The organism is Rhodosalinus sp. 5P4 (assembly GCF_041365695.1).
Lineage (GTDB): Bacteria > Pseudomonadota > Alphaproteobacteria > Rhodobacterales > Rhodobacteraceae > Rhodosalinus.
The window spans coordinates 238,204-255,639 of sequence record NZ_JBGFSJ010000004.1 but is presented as its reverse complement, the minus strand read 5'-3'; the positions used below and the strand labels follow the sequence as shown (position 1 = coordinate 255,639).

The following is a 17,436-nucleotide window of genomic DNA, read 5'->3' as shown; positions in this document are numbered from 1 at the left end:
CCGCCATGCTTTCCAAGATCGGGACACGTCGCTTTTTCCCTCCCGGGCGTCGCGCGTGCGCGCTGTCCGCCGTCCTTGCGGCGCTAGGAAGCGACAAGTTTCAGAAGGAGTGACGGCATGAAGACGGATGTGAAGGCGCTTGTCGTCGGTGGCGGCGCGATCGGCGCCTCGATCGCCTATCACCTCGCCCGTGCGGGGTGGTCCGACGTGATGCTGCTGGAGCGGGACGAGCTGACCTCGGGCTCGACCTGGCACGCCGCGGGGCTGCTGCCGCTCTTCAACATGTCCTATGCCGTGAGCCACATCCACGACTACAGCGTAAAGTTCTACAAGACGCTGGAGGAGGAGACCGGCCTCAACGCCGGATTCTATGTCGTGGGCAACCTGCGCATGGCCCAGACCGACGCGCGCATGGACGAGTACATGCTCTACGCCACGACCGCCGAGACGGCGGGCATCCATTACGAGTGGATGACGCCCGCCCAGATCAAGGAGCGCTGGCCGCTGGTCAACACCGAGGACCTGAAGGGCGCGATCTACCACCCCGAGGACGGCTACATCAATCCGGCCGACGTGACCCAGGCGATGGCCAAGGGCGCGCGCCAGCGCGGCGTCACCGTGGAGCGCAAGTGGCAGGTCGACGGCTACGCGTGGCGCGGCGATCACTGGGACGTCACTTGCACGAAGATGATCGAGAAGGGCGGCAACCTCGTGCCCTCCGACGAGCAGGTGGTGGTGAAGGCCGAGCATGTCGTCACCGCGACGGGCAACCACGCCCAGCGCACCGCGCGCCTTCTCGGCATCAAGATGCCGGCCATCCCGGTGGAGCATCAGTACATCGTGACCGAGCCCGACCCGGCGCTCGTGGAGTGGCGCAAGGCCGGCAACCCCGAGCACCCCGTGCTGCGCGATGCCGACGCGAAGTGGTATGTCCGCGAGGAGCGCGGCGGCTGGATCCTCGGACCCTACGAGCGCAATGCCCCCGCGTGCTTCGAATACGGCGTGCCCGACAGCTTCCGCGCCGATCTGTTCCCCCTCGATCTCGAGCGTATCGAGGAGGAATACATGTCCATGATCCACCGCATCCCGTCCTCCGAGACGGTGGGCCTCAAGGACGACTACAACGGCCCGATCTGCTACACGCCCGACGGCAATCCGCTTGTGGGCCCCGCGCCTGGCCTGCGCAACATGTGGCTGGCCGAGGGGTTCAGCTTCGGCATCACCGCCGCCGGCGGCACCGGCAAGTATCTCGCGGACGTGATGGTGCATGGCGAGGCCGAGATCGACATGGCCTCGCTCGACCCGCGCCGCTATGGCGACTGGATGACGACGGAATACGCCGCCCGCAAGAACGAGGAGGCCTACGAGCACGTCTACATCCTGCACCACCCCGACGAGGAGCGGGCGGCCTGCCGCCCGCTGCGCACCGCGCCCGCCTACGACCGTCAGAAGGCCCGAGGCGCGCAGTTCGGCCACGTGAACGGATGGGAGCGCCCGAACTATTTCGGCCCGCTGGATGCGCCGGAGGATTTCGATCACGACGCCCGCAGCTTCCGCCGCGGCGGCTGGTGGCCCCATGCCGTCGAGGAGGCGAAGGCGATCCGCGAGGGTGTCGGCCTGATCGACGCCACGGCCTTCACCAAGCACCTGGTGCGCGGGCCGGGCGCGACGGCCTTCCTCGACTGGTTCACCTGCAACCGGCTTCCGAAGGTGGGACGCATCAACCTGACCTACGCGCTGACCGAGGCGGGCACGACGCACACGGAATACACCATCGTGCGGCTGGCCGAGGACGAGTACTACCTCGTTTCCGCCGGGGCGTGGACCGCCTATGACGGGGATTACCTGCGCAAGTCCGCCCTGGACAAGCGCGAGGAGTTCGGCTGGATCGACATCCACGACGTCACTACGCAATGGGGCGTCTTCGCCGTCGCGGGACCAAAGTCGCGCGATCTGCTGCGCGAGGTGGTGAAGGACGCGGATCCCGCGACCGTGCTGGGCAACAAGCGCTTCCCCTGGCTTTCCATGCGCGAGATCGAGCTCGGCATGTGCCCGGTGCGGGCGATCCGCGTGGCCTACACCGGAGAGCTCGGCTGGGAATTGCACCACCCCGTGGAGATGCAGAACTATCTCTTCGATCTGCTGGAAAAGGCGGGCGAGCCGCACGGGCTGAAGCTTGTCGGCGCGCGGGCGCAGAACTGGCTTCGCCAGGAGAAGAGCTACCGCGCCTTCGGCCATGAGCTGGGCCGCGACGCCACGCCGCTCGAGGCCGACCTGCCGCGCTTCGTCGACCTGTCCAAGGAATTCCGCGGCAAGGCGGCGATGGAGGCCACCGGCATCCGCTCGAAATGCGTGACCGTTCTCGTCGACGGTCCCGAGGATGCCGATCCCTGGGGGCGCGAGGCGCTTTACGCGGGCGAGGAGCGCGTCGGCCGGCTGACCTCGGGCGGCTATTCCGTGGCCTTCGGCAAGTCGATCGGCATGGGCTACGTCAAGCCCGAGCACGCCGCGCCCGGCACGAAGCTCAAGGTCCGGATGCTGGACCGGCTCTGGGACGCGGAGGTTCAGCCCGACAGCCCCTTCGATCCCGAGAACGCCCGCATCCGCGTGGACGGCTGAGACCCCGACGAAGGCGCGCGCACCCGATACCGGGCGGCGTGCCTTCGTCGCGACAGCGCCAGCCCGTCGTTGACAACGGTCAATGATCGGGGCGCAGCGGCGCGACTAGCTTTCGCGGGTGGCCGGGGTTGCCGCTTTCGAAGGAATCGACGTGATGAAACTGAAGCAGGTTCTGGCCGCAGGCTTCGCCGCCGCAGCCTTCGTATCGGGCGCGGCGGCGCAAGACATGACGCTGGGCGAACGGGAATACATGGAAAGCTGCGCGGTCTGTCATGGCGCGGGCGGCAAGGGGGATGGCGTGCTCGCGGGATACCTCAACACGGGCATGCCGGATCTGACGGCGTTGCAGACGGCCAATGGCGGGGTGTTCCCGGTGCGGCACGTCTTCGACGTGATCTCGAACTCGGTGGAGGTGGGCGCCCACGGCACGACCGACATGCCCGCCTGGGGCACGCGCTACAAGTATCGCGCCGACCGGGCGCTGGGCGAATTCGCGGGTCTCGCGGACCGCGAAGCCTTCGTGCAGGCCCGCATCCTCGCGCTGGTGGAGCATATCGCATCGCTCCAGGCGGAGTAGCGGGTGATCATGGCGGTGGGGCGGCGCTCACCGGGGGACGCGCCGTCCGCCGCCCTTTCATGCCGCGCATGCCGCCCGGTGCGCCGGTGCTTTCAGCCCTCGGCGAGCGCGTCGTAGACGTCGAGCGCCTTGGCCGCGTACATCATCGAGGGCCCGCCGCCCATCTGCACGCACATGCCGAGGACCTCCGCGACCTCGTCGCGGGTCGCGCCTTCCTTCACCAGCGCCTCGACGTGAAAGAGGATGCAGTCCTCGCATTTCGTCGCCACCGCGATGCCGAGCGCCACGAACTCCTTGGTCTTGAAATCTACGGCCCCGCTTTCCTTCACGGATTTGCCCAGCGCGCCGAAGGCGCGCGCCGTTTCGGGGATGGCCTTGTTGAGGCTGCGCAGGTGCTCGCGGGTCCGGTCGAGCTTGGCGGTCCAGTCCATGGGCGGGGTCCTTCTTTCCTGGGGTTCGCCCGGTCCAGACCACGCCGCCGAAGTCGCCGCCTTGATCCTGATCAGGAGTCGCGCCCGGCGACGAGGCCGAGATTGTTGGCGGGCATCTCGATCGCCGCGCGGGGCGTGAGGCCGGCCGCGATCATCATGTCGAGCGTGTCGAAATCGTCCTTGTAGCCGATCTCGGGGTCGGCGGCGGCGAGCCGCGCGTGAAAGGCGCGGTCCCCCTCCGACGTCAGCTCGCCCGCGCGCATGAACGGCCCGTAGACGATGAGCGTGCCCCCCGGTGACAGGGCGCGCGCGGCTTCGTGGACCAGCGTTTCGCACTCCGCCGCCGAGACGAGGTGGAACAGATTGATGACGACGACGAGGTCGCGCGGCCCGTGCGCGTCCGCCCAGCCCGGCGCGGTCGCGTCGAGGGTGACCGGGGCGCGCAGATTGGGCAGCGCGGCCTCTGCCGCCCAGGCGCGGATCGAGGCCAGCCGGGCCGGGTCGATGTCGCTCGGCTGCCAGTCGAGCGCGGGCAGGCGCCGCGCCAGCGCCACGGCGTGCTGCCCGGTCCCCGACGCAAGCTCGAGCGCGCGGCCCGAGGCGGGCGCGAACTCGGCCACGAGGTCCGCGATCGGGCCCGCGTTGCGTTCCGCGGCGGGTGCGCAGAGTTTGCCGCCGTCTTGCGGGGCGGCGACGGAGGCGGCGTCGGGAAGGTTGGGTCGGCGGGGCATCGCGGCGGTCCGTTGCGGCTGTGGCGGGACGATCTGGCCGGAGGTCGCGGGCAAGCGCGAGAGGCGCCCGTGACCGGGCGCCCCCTGGCCATGGAAGGGCGATCAGTTCGGGATGTCGCCGGTCAGCCCCTCGACGTAGAAGTCCATGCCCAGCAGCGTGCCATCGTCGGCCACCTCGCCCTCGGCAAGCCAGGCGGTGCCGTCCTGCCGGTTCAGCGGGCCGGTGAAGGCATGATATGCGCCCGACGCGATCTCGTCGCGCAGCGCCAGCGCCTCCGCGCGCACCTCTTCCGGGACGGCGTCGGTGATCTCGCCGATCACGACCATCTCGTCGCCGATCCCGTGCCAGGTGTCGGTGCTCTCCCACGTGCCGTCCAGCACGGCCTGCACGCGGTCGATGTAGTAGGGGCCCCAGTTGTCGATGATCGACGAGACGCGGGGCGTGGGCTTGTACTCGGCCATGTCCGAGGCCTGCCCGAAGCCGATCACGCCGCCCGCGCTTTCCGCCGCGGCCAGCGGGGCGGTCGAGTCGGTGTGCTGCAGGATCACGTCGGCGCCCTGCTCGATCAGCGCCTGCGCGGCGTCGGCCTCCTTGGCAGGGTCGAACCATGTGTAGGCCCAGACGACGCGGAACTGCACGTCCGGGTTGGCCTTCCGCGCGTGGATGAAGGCCGAGTTGATGCCGCGGATGACCTCGGGGATCGGGTAGGAGGCGATGTAGCCCACCACGTCCGACTCGGTCATCCTGCCCGCGATGTGGCCCAGAACCGCGCGGCCCTCGTAGAACCGGGCTGAGTAGGTGGAGACGTTTTCGGCCCGCTTGTAGCCGGTGGCATGCTCGAACTTCACGTCCGGAAAGCGCTCGGCGACGTTGAGCGTCGGATCCATGTAGCCGAAGGAGGTGGTGAAGATGAGATCCGCGCCGGACAGAGCCATCTGGCTCATCACGCGCTCGGAATCCGCGCCCTCGGGCACGCTTTCCTGGTAGACGGTCTCGACACGGTCGCCGAAATGCTCCTCCACCGCCAGTCGCCCCTCGTTGTGGGTGTAGGTCCAGCCACCGTCGCCGATGGGGCCGACATAGACGAATCCCACCTTGAGGGGGTCGTCCTGCGCGGACACGGGAAGCGCGAGCGCGATGGCCGCCGCTGCGGAAAGAAGGGTTCTGCGGTTCATGAGATGTCTCCCTGTTGCTTTTGTCGAACGCCTCAGTTCGAGGCGTGGAAGATGCGGCCCAGCGCCGCCGGGGCGCCATGCGTCCCGCGCGCCGAGATGAGCACGAGCACGAGGATCGTTACCAGATAGGGCGAAGCCGACAAGAGCGCGACGGGCACGTCCGCCCCGGCGGCCTGCAGGTTCAGTTGCAGCACGCTGACCCCGCCGAAAAGATAGGCGCCGATAAGGATGCGCCCGGCCCGCCAGGACGCGAAGACCACGATGGCGAGCGCGATCCACCCGGCGCCGGCCGTCATGCCCTCGGTCCATTGCGGCACGCGGACGAGCGAAAGATACGCACCCCCGAGCCCGGCGCAGGCGCCCCCGAAAAGGATCGCGAGAAGCCGCACCCGCACGACCTTGTAGCCGAGCGCGTGGGCGGCCTCGGCGCTTTCTCCCACGGCGCGCAGGACGAGCCCTCCGCGGGTGAGGCGCAGGAAGACCCAGACCGCGGCGACGATCGCGAGGCTCAGATAGACGATCGGATCGTGCGCGAAGAGCGCGCGGCCGAGATACGGGATCTCGGAGAGCGGCCCGAGGTCCAGCCGCGGCGTGGGCGGCGCCTTCATCCCCTCGAACGGCTTGCCGATGAGCGCCGACAGCCCGAGCCCCGCGAGCGTCAATGCGAGGCCGGTGGCCACGTGATTGGCGAGGAAGAACTGCGTCAGCACGCCGAAGGCGAGGCTCAGGCCCGCGCCCGCCGCGGCCGCGGCCAGGAAGCCGAGCGCGGGGTTGCCGCTCGTGACCGCCACGGCGAAGCCCATCACCGCGCCGGTGATCATCATCCCCTCCACCCCGAGGTTCAGCACGCCCGACCGCTCGGCCACGAGTTCCCCGATCGCGGCGAGCAGGATCGGCGTCGCGGAGACGATGATCGCCGCGGTGAACACCGCCGGCTGGATCGCGCCGAGATCCATCACCCCACCTCCCGCCGGCCGATCCGGATCCGGTAGTTGGCGAACACGTCCGCGGCCAGCAGGAAGAAAAGCAGCATTCCCTGGAAGAGCTGGATCGCGGCGGCGGGCAGCCCGAGCATCAGCTGCGCGAGTTCGCCGCCGATGTAGGTGAGCGCCATCAGTAGCCCCGCCGCGAGGATGCCGAGCGGGTTGAGCCGGCCGAGGAAGGCCACGATGATCGCGGTGAAGCCGTAGCCCGAGCCGAAGTCGATGGTGATCTGCCCGGCGGGTCCCGTGACCTCGAAGAGCCCCGCCATGCCGGCCAGCGCGCCGGCAAGCCCGAGGCTGACGAGGGTGATGCGCGCCGCGTTCACGCCCGAAAACCGCGCCGCGCGCGGCGCCGCACCCATGAGCTGGATCTGGAAGCCGAGGATATGGCGCGCCATCAGCACCTGCGCCGCGATCACGGCGGCGAAGGCCGCGACGACGCCCCAATGCATGCCGGTCCCGGCGACGAGTTCGGGATTGGCGGTCGCCTCCCACTGCGCAAGGTTGCGCGAGCCCGGAAAGCCCATGCCCTCAGGGTTCTTGAGAAGGCCCGAGGAGGCCGAGGCCAGCACCGCCTCTGCCACGTAGACCAGCATGAGCGACACGAGGATCTCGTTGGTGCCGAAGCGCACGCGAAGCAGCGCGGGGATCATCCCCCAGGCGAAGCCGCCCGCCGCGCCGGCCAGAACGGCAAGCGGGAAGATGAGGGGCGAGGCGGACGGGTAGAAGGCCAGTGCCGCGCCCGCCCCGCAGATCGCGCCGATGATGTATTGCCCCTCGGCGCCGATGTTCCACACCCCCGCGCGGAAGCCGATGGCAAGCCCGATGGCGATCAGGATGAGCGGCCCGGCCTTCACCAGAAGTTGCGGCCGCGAATAGGCGGCGAATTGCGGATGGAAGAGCGGATCCCAGAAGATGACGCGGATCGCCTCCAGCGGATCCGCGCCAAGCGCCGCGAAGAGCGCCCCGCCGGCGAGCATGGTCAGCGCGACTGCGATGACGGGCGCGCCCGCGGTCCAGCCGCGCGAGGGCTGCGGGCGTTTTTCCAGCGCGATCATGAGCCGGTCACCTGGCGCGTCCGCGGTTCACTGCGCCACATGCGCCACCTCCATGTCGTGGGCGCCGCCCATCATCAGGCCGATGCGTTCCCGGTCGAGTTCGCCCACGGGGCGCACCGCGCTCAACCGTCCGGCGTTGAGCGCGCCGAAGCGGTCGGATATCTCCATCAGCTCGTCGAGATCCTGGCTGATCGCGAGAACGGCCGCGCCCCGGGCGGCCATGTCCATGAGCGCCTGCCGGATCGTCGCGGCCGCGGCCGCGTCGACGCCCCAGGTCGGCTGGTTCACGACAAGCGCGACCGGCGTCTGCAGCAACTCCCGCCCGATCACGAATTTCTGCAGGTTGCCGCCCGAAAGCGCCCGCGCCGCGACCTCGGGCCCCGGCGTGCGCACGTCGAAGCGGGCGATCACCTCCTCGGCGAAGCGCCGCGCGGCGCCCCAGTCGATCATCCCGCGCGGCGCCAGCCCGCGTGTCGCGGCCGCGGTCAGAAGCGCGTTGCGGGTCAGGCTCATCTCGGGCACGGCGGCGTGGCCGAGACGTTCCTCCGGCGCGCTGGCAAGGCCGAGGGCCCGGCGCTGGGCGGGCCCGAGCGCGCCCACGTCGCGGCCCTGCAGGAAAACCGCGCCCCGCGGCGCGCGCCGTTCGCCCGAGAGCGCGGCAAGAAGCTCTTCCTGCCCGTTGCCGGCCACGCCGCCGATCCCCAGCACCTCGCCCTGACGCAGGGCGAAACTCACGTCGCGAAGCGCGGTGCCGAAATCTCCCGGCGCCGGAAGCGAAAGACCGCGTGCCTCCAGCGCGACCTCGCCCGTGTCGCGGCGCGCGCGGGCCGTGGTATCGAAGGCGCCGCCCACCATCGCCTCGGCCATCTCGCGTGCCGTGCTCTGCCGCGGGTCGGGGCGGGCCACCACCCGCCCGCGACGCAGGATCGTCGCGCGGTCGCAGAGCGCGCGGATCTCCTCGAGCTTGTGCGAGATGTAGAGGATCGACGTCCCCTCCGCGGCCAGCTTGCGCAACGTCTCGAACAGGATCTCCGTTTCCTGCGGCGTCAGCACCGATGTCGGTTCGTCCATGATCAGAAGCCGGGGCTCCTGCAGCAGGCAGCGCACGATCTCCACGCGCTGCCGCTCGCCCGCAGAGAGCGTGCCCACGGTCCGCGCCGGGTCGAGCGGCAGACCGTAGAGCTGCGAGACCTCGGCGATCCGCTGCGCCAGCGCGCGGGGCGGCGGCGCAGTCTCCATCCCGAGCGCGATGTTCTCGGCCACCGAGAGCGCGTCGAAGAGCGAGAAATGCTGGAACACCATGGCCACGCCCGCCGCGCGGGCCGCGCGGGGTTCCGGCGGGGCGTAGGGGGCGCCGCGCAGCGTCATGCGCCCCGCGTCGGGCTGCACGAGCCCGTAGATCATCTTCACCAGCGTCGTCTTGCCGGCGCCGTTCTCGCCCAGGAGCGCGTGCACCTCGCCCGCCGCGATCTCGAGCGAGACGTCGTCGCAGGCGCGCACGCCGGGATAGATCTTGGTGAGCCCCTCGAGGCTCAGAACGCTCTGGCCCGCCCTGGTCAAATCTCTCGTCTCCGCCGCGCCGGTCACCGTCCGCTTTAGCCCGATCCCGCCACGCTCCGCAATCGCGCTGCCGCCTGCGCGCGGTCCCCGGCCACGCCGGTGCGCGCGAAACGGGCGGCGCGCGGCGGCGGGCGCTTGCGCGCGCCGCCGCTTTCGGCGAGTCTCGCGCCATGACCGAGCCGCTCTTCGTGCACCTGCGCCTTCACACCGAATACTCGCTTCTCGAAGGCGCCGTGCGGCTCAAGAATCTGCCGGAGCTCTGCCGTGCCGCCGGGATGCCGGCGGTGGCCGTGACGGACACCAACAACCTCTTCTGCGCGCTGGAGTTTTCGGTCGCCACGCAGGGCGCGGGCATCCAGCCGATCCACGGCTGCCAGATCGATCTCGCCATCGCGGAGGCGGATCCGCTGGTGGCGCGCGGACAGCAGCCGAGGCCCGCGCCGCTGGTGCTGCTCGCGCAGTCCGAAGAGGGCTACGGCAACCTCATGAAGCTCAATTCCTGCCTCTACCTGCGGGGGGACGGGCAGGCGGCGCATGTCACGCTGGACGAGCTTGCACGCCACGGCGCGGGGCTCATCTGCCTTTCCGGCGGGCCGGAGGGCGCGGCGGGGCGGCTTCTGGCGCAGGGCAAGCGCGCCGAGGCGGAGGCGCTGATGCGCCGCTTGCGCGACATCTTCCCGAACCGCCTTTACGTCGAGCTCCAGCGCCACCCGGGCGAGCAGGGGCTGCCCGAGGCCGAGCGGCTGACCGAGCGCGGATTCGTCGAGATGGCCTACGGGATGGAGCTGCCGCTTGTGGCCACCAACGACGTGCATTTCGTGAAGGAGGAGCATTACGAGGCCCATGACGCGCTGATCTGCATCGCCGATGGCGCCTATGTCGACCAGCGCGAACCGCGCCGCCGCCTCACGCCGCAGCACTACTTCAAGTCGCCGCAGGAAATGGCGGCGCTTTTCGCCGACCTGCCCGAGGCGATCGAGAACACCGTCGAGATCGCCCGCCGCTGCGCCTTCATGGTCGAGAAACGCGACCCGATCCTGCCCCGCTTCGCCGCGGACGAGGTCGAGGAGCTGCGCCGCCAGGCGAAGGAAGGCCTTGCCGCGCGGCTTGCCGTGATCCCCCACGCCGCGCCCGTGGAGGACTACGAGAAGCGCCTCGAATTCGAGCTCGGTATCATCGAGAGCATGGGCTTTCCGGGCTATTTCCTGATCGTGGCCGATTTCATCAAGTGGGCCAAGGATGAGGATATCCCGGTGGGGCCGGGACGCGGGTCGGGGGCGGGCTCGCTCGTGGCCTACGCGCTCACCATCACGGACCTCGATCCGCTGCGCTATTCGCTTCTCTTCGAGCGATTCCTGAACCCCGAGCGGGTTTCCATGCCCGATTTCGACATCGACTTCTGCATGGACCGGCGCGAGGAGGTCATCGCCTACGTGCAGGAGAAATACGGGCGCGAGAAGGTGGCGCAGATCATCACCTTCGGCGCGCTTCTGTCGAAGGCCGCGGTGCGGGACGTGGGCCGCGTGCTGCAGATGCCCTACGGGCAGGTGGACAAGCTGTCGAAGCTCATCCCCATCGAGGGGGTGAAGCCCGTCTCCATCGAGAAGGCGCTGGAGGAGGAGCCGCGCCTGCACGAGGCCGCCCGCGCCGAGGAGGTGGTGGACCGGCTGCTGACCTATGGCCGCCAGCTCGAGGGGCTGCTCCGGAACGCCTCCACCCACGCGGCGGGGGTGGTGATCGGCGACCGGTCGCTCGACGAGCTGGTGCCGCTCTACCAGGATCCGCGTTCGGAAATGCCGGCCACGCAGTTCAACATGAAATGGGTGGAGCAGGCAGGGCTGGTGAAGTTCGACTTCCTCGGCCTCAAGACGCTTACCGTCATCCAGAACGCCATCGACCTCATCCGCGCCTCGGGGCGCGATCTGCACGTCGCGGCCGACGGGAGCGCGATCTACCAGCCCTTCGAGGGCGCGGAGAACGACATCGGGCAGATCCCGCTCGACGACGAGAAGACCTACGAGCTTTACGCAAGGGCGCGGACCGTGGCGGTGTTCCAGGTGGAAAGCTCGGGCATGATGGATGCCCTGAAGCGCATGAAACCCACCTGCATCGAGGACATCGTGGCGCTCGTGGCACTCTACCGTCCGGGGCCGATGGAGAACATCCCGAAATACTGCGAGGTCAAGAACGGGCTGCGCGAGCGGGACTCGACCCACCCGCTGATCGACCACATCCTCGACGAGACGCAGGGCATCATCGTCTACCAGGAGCAGGTGATGCAGATCGCCCAGGAGATGGCGGGCTACTCGCTCGGGGGCGCGGATCTTCTGCGCCGCGCCATGGGCAAGAAGATCAAGGAGGCGATGGACGCCGAGCGCCCGAAGTTCATCGAGGGTGCGAAGAAGAACGGTGTCGACGACGCCAAGGCGCTCGAGGTCTGGAACCTTCTCGAGAAGTTCGCCAATTACGGCTTCAACAAGTCCCACGCCGCCGCCTACGCGGTGGTCAGCTACCAGACGGCCTGGCTCAAGGCGAACCACCCGGTCGAGTTCATGGCCGGCGTGATGAACTGCGACATCCACCTCACCGACAAGCTCGGCGTCTATTTCGAGGAGGTGAAGAAGGGCCTCGGCCTGCCCTGGGATCCGCCCTGCGTGAACCGCTCCGAGGCCACCTTCACCGTTCGCGAGGGCCGGCTGGTCTATGCGCTGGGCGCGCTCAAGAACGTGGGCGTGGAGGCGATGCGCCTCATCACCGAGGCTCGGGACGGGACGCCCTTCACCAGCATCTTCGAGCTCGCACGCCGCGTGGACCTCAAGCGCATCGGCAAGCGCCCGCTCGAGATGCTGGCGCGCGCGGGCGGCTTCGACGCGCTCGACCCGAACCGCCGGCGCGTCCTCGAGAGCCTCGACGCGCTCGTCGCCTATTCCGCCGCGGTGCAGGAGCAGAAATCCTCCGCCCAGGTGTCGCTTTTCGGCGAGGCGGGCGAGGACCTGCCAGAGCCGCGGCTCGCGGGCGTGCCCGACTGGCTGCCCGCCGAGCGGCTGAACGAGGAGTTCGCGGCGGTGGGTTTCTACCTCTCCGGCCACCCGCTCGACGATTACATGGCGCCGCTGCGGCGAAAGGGCGTGCTGACGCTGGACGAGGTGACCGCGAAGGCCGGGCGCGGGCCCTGCCTGGTGAAGCTCGCCGGCGTCGTGGCAGGCCGGCAGGAGCGCAAGTCCGCGCGCGGCAACCGCTTCGCCTTCGCCCAGCTTTCCGACACCACGGGCGCCTACGAGGTGACGCTCTTCTCCGAGGCGCTGGAGGCCGCGCGCGAATACCTGGAGACGGGCGCGAAGGTGGTGGTCAGCGCCGAGGCGAGCCTCGAGGCAGACCAGTTGAAACTTATGGCCCGCGGGGTGACGCCGGTGGACGCGGCGGTGGCGGACGCGGGCGCCTCGTCGCTCAGGGTCTTCGTGGAGGCCGAGACGGCGGTGGGCGCGGTGGCGAGCGTGCTCGAGCAGGCCGCGCGCGAGGCACGGCGCGCGGCGCGCGGCCAGGTCTACCTCTGCCTTCTCGCCGACGGCCTTCCGGGCGAGGTGGACGTGGAGCTTCCCGGCGAGTTTCCCGTGACGCCGCAGGTCAAGGGCGCGATCAAGTCGCTTTCCGGCGTTCTGGATGTCGAGGAGGTCTGACCGCCGCACCGCGGGCGCGGCCGCGCTCGTGGCGCTGGCGGTCCTTGCAGGCTGCGGCGGCGACGCGCCGCGCGCCGAGGCGCCGGGCGCGACCGCCCGCGGCGATGGCGACGCGAGGGCCGCCACCGCGGAGGAAGGCGGGCGGGGTGCGGGCCTTCTGTCACGGCTCTTCGGGAGCGGGGCCGTCGGCGCGGCGCAGGACGGGGAGGCACCGGCCATTGGCGGGCCCGGACTAGGCGGCGGCGAAAGCGATCCGGCCACCGCCGCGGAAAGCCGGGCGGCGGCGCCCGGCGGCGGCCTTTTCGCGCGTCTCTTCGGGGGCGGGGAGGCGGCCCGCCCTATGCCGGAGGGGGCCGCGTTGCCCCCGGCCTCCGACGGGCCCGACGGGCGCGACGTGGCCTTCGGCACGCGCCTGCCCTACGGCGAGCTCGCCCGGGTCTGCGACGCGCCGCGCCGGTCCCTCGGCGCCGAGATCGAGCGGGCGGCGGGCTGGCGGCTTCACGACAGCGATCCCGGCAACACCGGGGCCCACACATTTTACCTGACCGGTTTCGACGATGGCTGCCCGCGCCAGTTCACCGCCGCGCTCGCGCTTTTCGGCGCGCCCTCGATGCACGAGCAGATTCGCTACGGCCTGCCCGCCGAGGCGCAGCCCTATTCGAAGACCGACAGCGCCTATGAGCGTCTCAAGTCGCGCATCTGCGCCGTCGCGCGGAACGAACCCTGCGGGCGGCGCATCTCGCGGATGGAGCGCGACACCGTGTTCGTCAGCATCTACGAACGCTTCGGCGAGAACCCGGTCTGGAAGAACCTGCTGCTGCACGATGGCGCGGCGCTGGCGCTCGACATCAAGGGACGCTGACGCGCGGGCCTACCAGTGCGGCGGCCGCTGATCGCCCAGCACGACGGCGCCGGCCTCCGCCTCGCGCTCGGCCTCGCGTTCCATCAGGCGCGCGACCCGGCGCGACAGCCGGTCGATCTCGTCGCGCTGGCGCGTCACGATCTCCGACAGCGTCTCCTGCGCGCGCTCCAGTTCGGCCACGTGCCGCTCCAGCCTGTCGATGCGGGTTTCCTCGTCGCTCGTCATGTCGCGCTCCGTGCTCCTGTCCACATTTGCACCGGTGCGCCGGGCGGGGCAAGCCGGGCCCGCCTTGCCCCGCCGCGCCCCTTCGGCTAGACCCCGCCGCGACCCGACCCCGGAGTGATCGTTCCCATGGCCAAGGAGAAGAAGCAGCCGCGCCCGAAGGCGGAGAACCCCAAGGGCTTCCGCGACTATTTCGGCGCCGAGGTGAGCGAGCGCGCGGCCATGCTGGAGACCATCGCGCGGGTCTATCATCTCTACGGCTTCGACGCCCTCGAAAGCCCCGCGGTGGAGACTCTGGAGGCGCTCGGGAAGTATCTTCCTGACGTGGACCGCCCGCATGCCGGGGTCTTCGCCTGGGCCGAGGACGAGGAGGGCGGCAAGGGCGACTGGCTGGCGCTGCGCTACGACCTGACCGCGCCGCTCGCCCGGGTCTACGCCCAGCACCGGCAGGAGCTGCCCACGCCCTACCGCCGCTACGCGATGGGCCCGGTCTGGCGGAACGAGAAGCCGGGGCCGGGGCGCTACCGCCAGTTCTACCAGTGCGACGCCGACACCGTGGGGGCGGCCAGCGTGGCCGCCGACGCCGAGATCTGTGCCATGCTCGCCGACACGCTGGAGGCCGTGGGCATCCCGCGCGGGGACTACGTGGTGCGGGTGAACAATCGCAAGGTGCTGAACGGCGTGCTGGAGGTCGCAGGGCTTCACGATGACGAAGAGCACAGCCATGCGCGAGGCATTGTGCTTCGAGCAATAGACAAGCTCGACCGTTTAGGCGTGAACGGAGTACGTGATCTTCTTGGCGCAGGCCGAAAAGATGAGAGTGGTGACTTTACCGAGGGGGCAAAACTCAGCAACGCGCAAATCGCGGTCATAATGCGCTTTGTCGGCGCGTCCACAGCAATCGACCAGCGACTGCGCGATCAGGCCCAGACGGCTGCCAATCGTGACAGTGACATGACTGCCGATCTATCCAACGCTTACGCTTCCGGATTCACGGAACTTTTCGGCCGCAGCCCTGGTGCGGCCGCTCTCCGCAACGTCGCGACCCTGAACTATCTTTCAGAGATTGTTGAAGGCTCCTCCGTGGGTGTTGAGGGTGTCGCTGAGCTCAAGAAAATGGCGGAGCTTCTTGCCGCGCAGGGTTATGAGCCAAACCAAATCACAATAGACCCCTCGGTGGTCCGCGGCCTCGGCTACTACACCGGGCCGGTCTTCGAGGCCGAGCTCACCTTCGAGATCCTCGACGAGAAGGGGCGGCCGCGGCAGTTCGGCTCGGTGGCGGGCGGCGGGCGCTACGACGACCTGGTGAAACGCTTCACCGGGCAGCCGGTGCCGGCCACCGGCGTCTCCATCGGGGTGGACCGCCTGCTCGCCGCGCTGCGCGAGAAGGGGCGGGTGCACAGCAAGACGCACGCGCCGGTCGTCGTCACGGTGATGGATCGCGACCGCATGGCCGACTACCAGGCGATGGTGGCCGAGCTGCGCCAGGCCGGCATCCGCGCGGAGGTCTATCTCGGCAACCCGAAGAACTTCGGCAACCAGATGAAATACGCCGACCGCCGCGGCGCGCCCGTCGCCGTGATCGAGGGCGAGGACGAGAAGGCGCGCGGGGTCGTCCAGCTCAAGGACCTGATCCTCGGCGCGCAGATCGCCGAAAGCGCGACGCTCAAGGAATGGAAGGAGCGCCCGAGCCAGGTCGAGGTGCCGCGCGTCGAGCTCGCCCACCGCGTGCGCGAGATCCTGGACGCCCACGGATGAGCCCCCGCACCGCCGAGACGCGCGCGCTGGCCGCGCGGCTCGTGGCGCGCTTCGAGGCGGCGGGCGCGCAGCCGGTGGACTGCGCGATTCTGCAGCCCGCCGACACGCTGCTCGACCTCTACGGCGAGGACATCCGGGCCCGCGCCTACACCACGCAGGATCCGCTCCGGGGCGAGCAGATGCTGCGCCCGGATTTCACCGTGCCCGTGGTGCAGATGCACATGGCCCACGGCGCCGAGCCCGCGCGCTACACCTATGCGGGCGAGGTCTTCCGGCGTCAGGAGGACGACCCCTCCCGCGCGAGCGAGTATCTCCAGGTGGGCTACGAGGTCTTCGACCGGACGGATCCCGCCGCCGCCGACGCCGAGGTGTTCGCGCTCTTCTCCCGGACGCTCGCGCCTCTCGGCCTGCGCGCGGCCACGGGCGATATCGGCCTTCTCGCCGCCGCCGTGCGCGGGCTCGAGACGACGGAGCGGCGCAAGGCCGCGCTCATGCGCCACATCTGGCGGCCGCGGCGGTTCCGCGCGCTTCTGGAGCACTTCGCGGGACGGAGCGCGCCGCCGCCCGCGCGCGCCGCGCTGCTCGCCGATTCCGACCCGATGGCGCGGGCCGCGCCGCTTCTGGGCAAGCGCGGGCCGGAGGAGATCGCGGACCGGATCGCGGCCCTGCGCGAGGACGCCGCCGCGCCGCCGCTGCCCGCGGCGCAGCTCGATCTGGTGGACGCGCTTCTGGGCGTGCGCGAGACCTGCGTCTTCGCGCTGGAACACCTGCGCGACATCGCCGTGGACCTCCCCTCCATCGGGGTTGCGGTGGACCGGCTGGCGCGCCGGCTCGACGCGTTGTCGTCGCGCGGTGTCGACGTGGCGGCGCTGGATTTCGAGGCGAGCTACGGGCGCACCTCTATGGAGTATTACGACGGCTTCGTCTTCGGCTTCTACGCCGAGGCGCGGCCGGACCTCGCGCCGGTGGCCACCGGCGGGCGCTATGATGCGCTCACCCGCCAGCTTGGCGGCGGCGCGGAGATCCCGGCGGTGGGTGGCGTGATCCGCCCCGGCATGGTGCTGGACCTCGGAGGGCTGCCATGACCGTGAAGCTGGGCGTGCCGTCCAAGGGGCGGTTGATGGAAAAGACCTTCGAGTGGTTCGCCGCACGCGGCGTCGAGCTGTCGCGCACGGGATCCGAGCGGGAGTATTCGGGCGCCGTGAGCGGCGTGGAGGGCGTGTCGCTGGTGCTGCTTTCGGCGGGCGAGATCCCGCGCGAGCTGGAGGCCGGGCGGCTTCAACTCGGCGTCACCGGCACCGATCTCGTGCGCGAGAAGCTGAGCCGCTGGGACCAGAAGGTGGAACCCCTGGCGGAGCTGGGCTTCGGCCATGCCGACCTCGTGATCGCGGTGCCGCGGGCCTGGGTGGACGTGGACACGCTCGACGATCTCGACATGGTGGCGGCAGAGTTCCGCGCGCGCCACGGCCACCGGCTGCGCATCGCCACGAAATATCACCGCCTGGTGCGGGACTTCCTGCGGGCGCACGGCGTCGCGGATTACCGGCTGGTGGACAGCCAGGGCGCGACGGAGGGCACGGTGCGCAACCTCACCGCCGAGGCCATCGCCGACATCACCTCGAGCGGAGAGACGCTCAGGGCCAATCACCTGAAGGTGCTCTCGGACGGGCTCGTGCTGAAAAGCGAGGCGACGCTTTTTCGCGCTCGGCGCGCGCCCCTCTCCGATGCCGACCGCCCGGCGCTTGCCGCGCTGCTGTCGCGCCTCGGGCTTGACGAGTAGCC

14 protein-coding genes are annotated in these 17,436 nt (G+C 70.0%); 7 read left to right on the top strand and 7 right to left on the bottom strand.

All coding sequences use genetic code 11. The features are described 5' to 3' along the window. Window positions 1-117: 117 nt before the first annotated feature. Together AB6A69_RS09085 and AB6A69_RS09080 are read left to right on the top strand one after the other, a co-directional pair. Entirely contained in the window at window positions 118-2,619 is a 2,502-nt protein-coding gene (locus AB6A69_RS09085; RefSeq protein ID WP_371060536.1) for an FAD-dependent oxidoreductase, read from the top strand. Window positions 2,620-2,773: 154 nt separating this feature from the next. Beyond that, window positions 2,774-3,196: a cytochrome c gene (locus tag AB6A69_RS09080; RefSeq protein ID WP_371037554.1), complete on the top strand. Its 423-nt coding sequence runs from the start codon at window positions 2,774-2,776 to the stop codon at window positions 3,194-3,196. A 92-nt stretch (window positions 3,197-3,288) separates the two neighbouring features. Here AB6A69_RS09080 and AB6A69_RS09075 read toward each other — a convergent pair whose 3' ends face one another. The 6 genes from AB6A69_RS09075 to AB6A69_RS09050 all read right to left on the bottom strand — a co-directional run bounded on the left by AB6A69_RS09075 (window position 3,289) and on the right by AB6A69_RS09050 (window position 9,135). Further along, window positions 3,289-3,627 (bottom strand): carboxymuconolactone decarboxylase family protein, encoded by a 339-nt coding sequence (locus AB6A69_RS09075; RefSeq protein WP_371060535.1) that lies wholly within the window; start codon window positions 3,625-3,627, stop codon window positions 3,289-3,291. A gap of 71 nt (window positions 3,628-3,698) precedes the next feature. Beyond that, window positions 3,699-4,358, bottom strand: coding sequence for a DUF938 domain-containing protein (locus AB6A69_RS09070; RefSeq protein ID WP_371060534.1), 660 nt, complete (start codon window positions 4,356-4,358; stop codon window positions 3,699-3,701). 102 nt (window positions 4,359-4,460) lie between these two features. Next, on the bottom strand, window positions 4,461-5,534 hold the full coding sequence (locus AB6A69_RS09065; protein ID WP_371060533.1) for a BMP family ABC transporter substrate-binding protein: 1,074 nt from the start codon (window positions 5,532-5,534) through the stop codon (window positions 4,461-4,463). A 32-nt stretch (window positions 5,535-5,566) separates the two neighbouring features. Beyond that, complete coding sequence (locus tag AB6A69_RS09060) at window positions 5,567-6,490, bottom strand: ABC transporter permease (protein WP_371056437.1); 924 nt, start codon at window positions 6,488-6,490, stop codon at window positions 5,567-5,569. Next, window positions 6,490-7,575, bottom strand: coding sequence for an ABC transporter permease (locus tag AB6A69_RS09055; RefSeq protein WP_371060532.1), 1,086 nt, complete (start codon window positions 7,573-7,575; stop codon window positions 6,490-6,492). The genes AB6A69_RS09060 and AB6A69_RS09055 overlap by 1 nt, the downstream gene beginning before the upstream one ends. 27 nt (window positions 7,576-7,602) lie before the next feature. Beyond that, window positions 7,603-9,135, bottom strand: a complete 1,533-nt coding sequence (locus AB6A69_RS09050; RefSeq protein WP_371060531.1) for an ABC transporter ATP-binding protein — start codon at window positions 9,133-9,135, stop codon at window positions 7,603-7,605. 170 nt (window positions 9,136-9,305) lie between these two features. Here AB6A69_RS09050 and dnaE point away from each other — a divergent pair, with 170 nt between their 5' ends. Both dnaE and AB6A69_RS09040 read left to right on the top strand, forming a co-directional pair. Further along, a complete protein-coding gene (gene dnaE / locus AB6A69_RS09045) occupies window positions 9,306-12,812 on the top strand; it encodes a DNA polymerase III subunit alpha (protein WP_371060530.1) in 3,507 nt (1,168 codons plus the stop codon). Beyond that, complete coding sequence (locus AB6A69_RS09040) at window positions 12,796-13,674, top strand: hypothetical protein (RefSeq protein ID WP_371060529.1); 879 nt, start codon at window positions 12,796-12,798, stop codon at window positions 13,672-13,674. The genes dnaE and AB6A69_RS09040 overlap by 17 nt, the downstream gene beginning before the upstream one ends. A gap of 9 nt (window positions 13,675-13,683) precedes the next feature. Here AB6A69_RS09040 and AB6A69_RS09035 read toward each other — a convergent pair whose 3' ends face one another. Next, on the bottom strand, window positions 13,684-13,899 hold the full coding sequence (locus AB6A69_RS09035) for a SlyX family protein (protein ID WP_371060528.1): 216 nt from the start codon (window positions 13,897-13,899) through the stop codon (window positions 13,684-13,686). A gap of 126 nt (window positions 13,900-14,025) precedes the next feature. Between AB6A69_RS09035 and hisS the strand changes: the two genes are divergently transcribed. From hisS to hisG, 3 genes are read left to right on the top strand one after another with little or no spacing between them, the layout of a single operon-like run. After that, window positions 14,026-15,654: a histidine--tRNA ligase gene (gene hisS, locus AB6A69_RS09030; RefSeq protein ID WP_371060527.1), complete on the top strand. Its 1,629-nt coding sequence runs from the start codon at window positions 14,026-14,028 to the stop codon at window positions 15,652-15,654. Next, entirely contained in the window at window positions 15,651-16,739 is a 1,089-nt protein-coding gene (locus AB6A69_RS09025; protein ID WP_371037543.1) for an ATP phosphoribosyltransferase regulatory subunit, read from the top strand. The genes hisS and AB6A69_RS09025 overlap by 4 nt, the downstream gene beginning before the upstream one ends. Then, the gene (gene hisG, locus AB6A69_RS09020) at window positions 16,736-17,434 is read left to right on the top strand and encodes an ATP phosphoribosyltransferase (RefSeq protein WP_371060526.1); all 699 of its coding nucleotides are present in this window, start codon (window positions 16,736-16,738) and stop codon (window positions 17,432-17,434) included. Before AB6A69_RS09025 ends, hisG begins: the two co-directional genes overlap by 4 nt. Window positions 17,435-17,436: the final 2 nt, after the last annotated feature.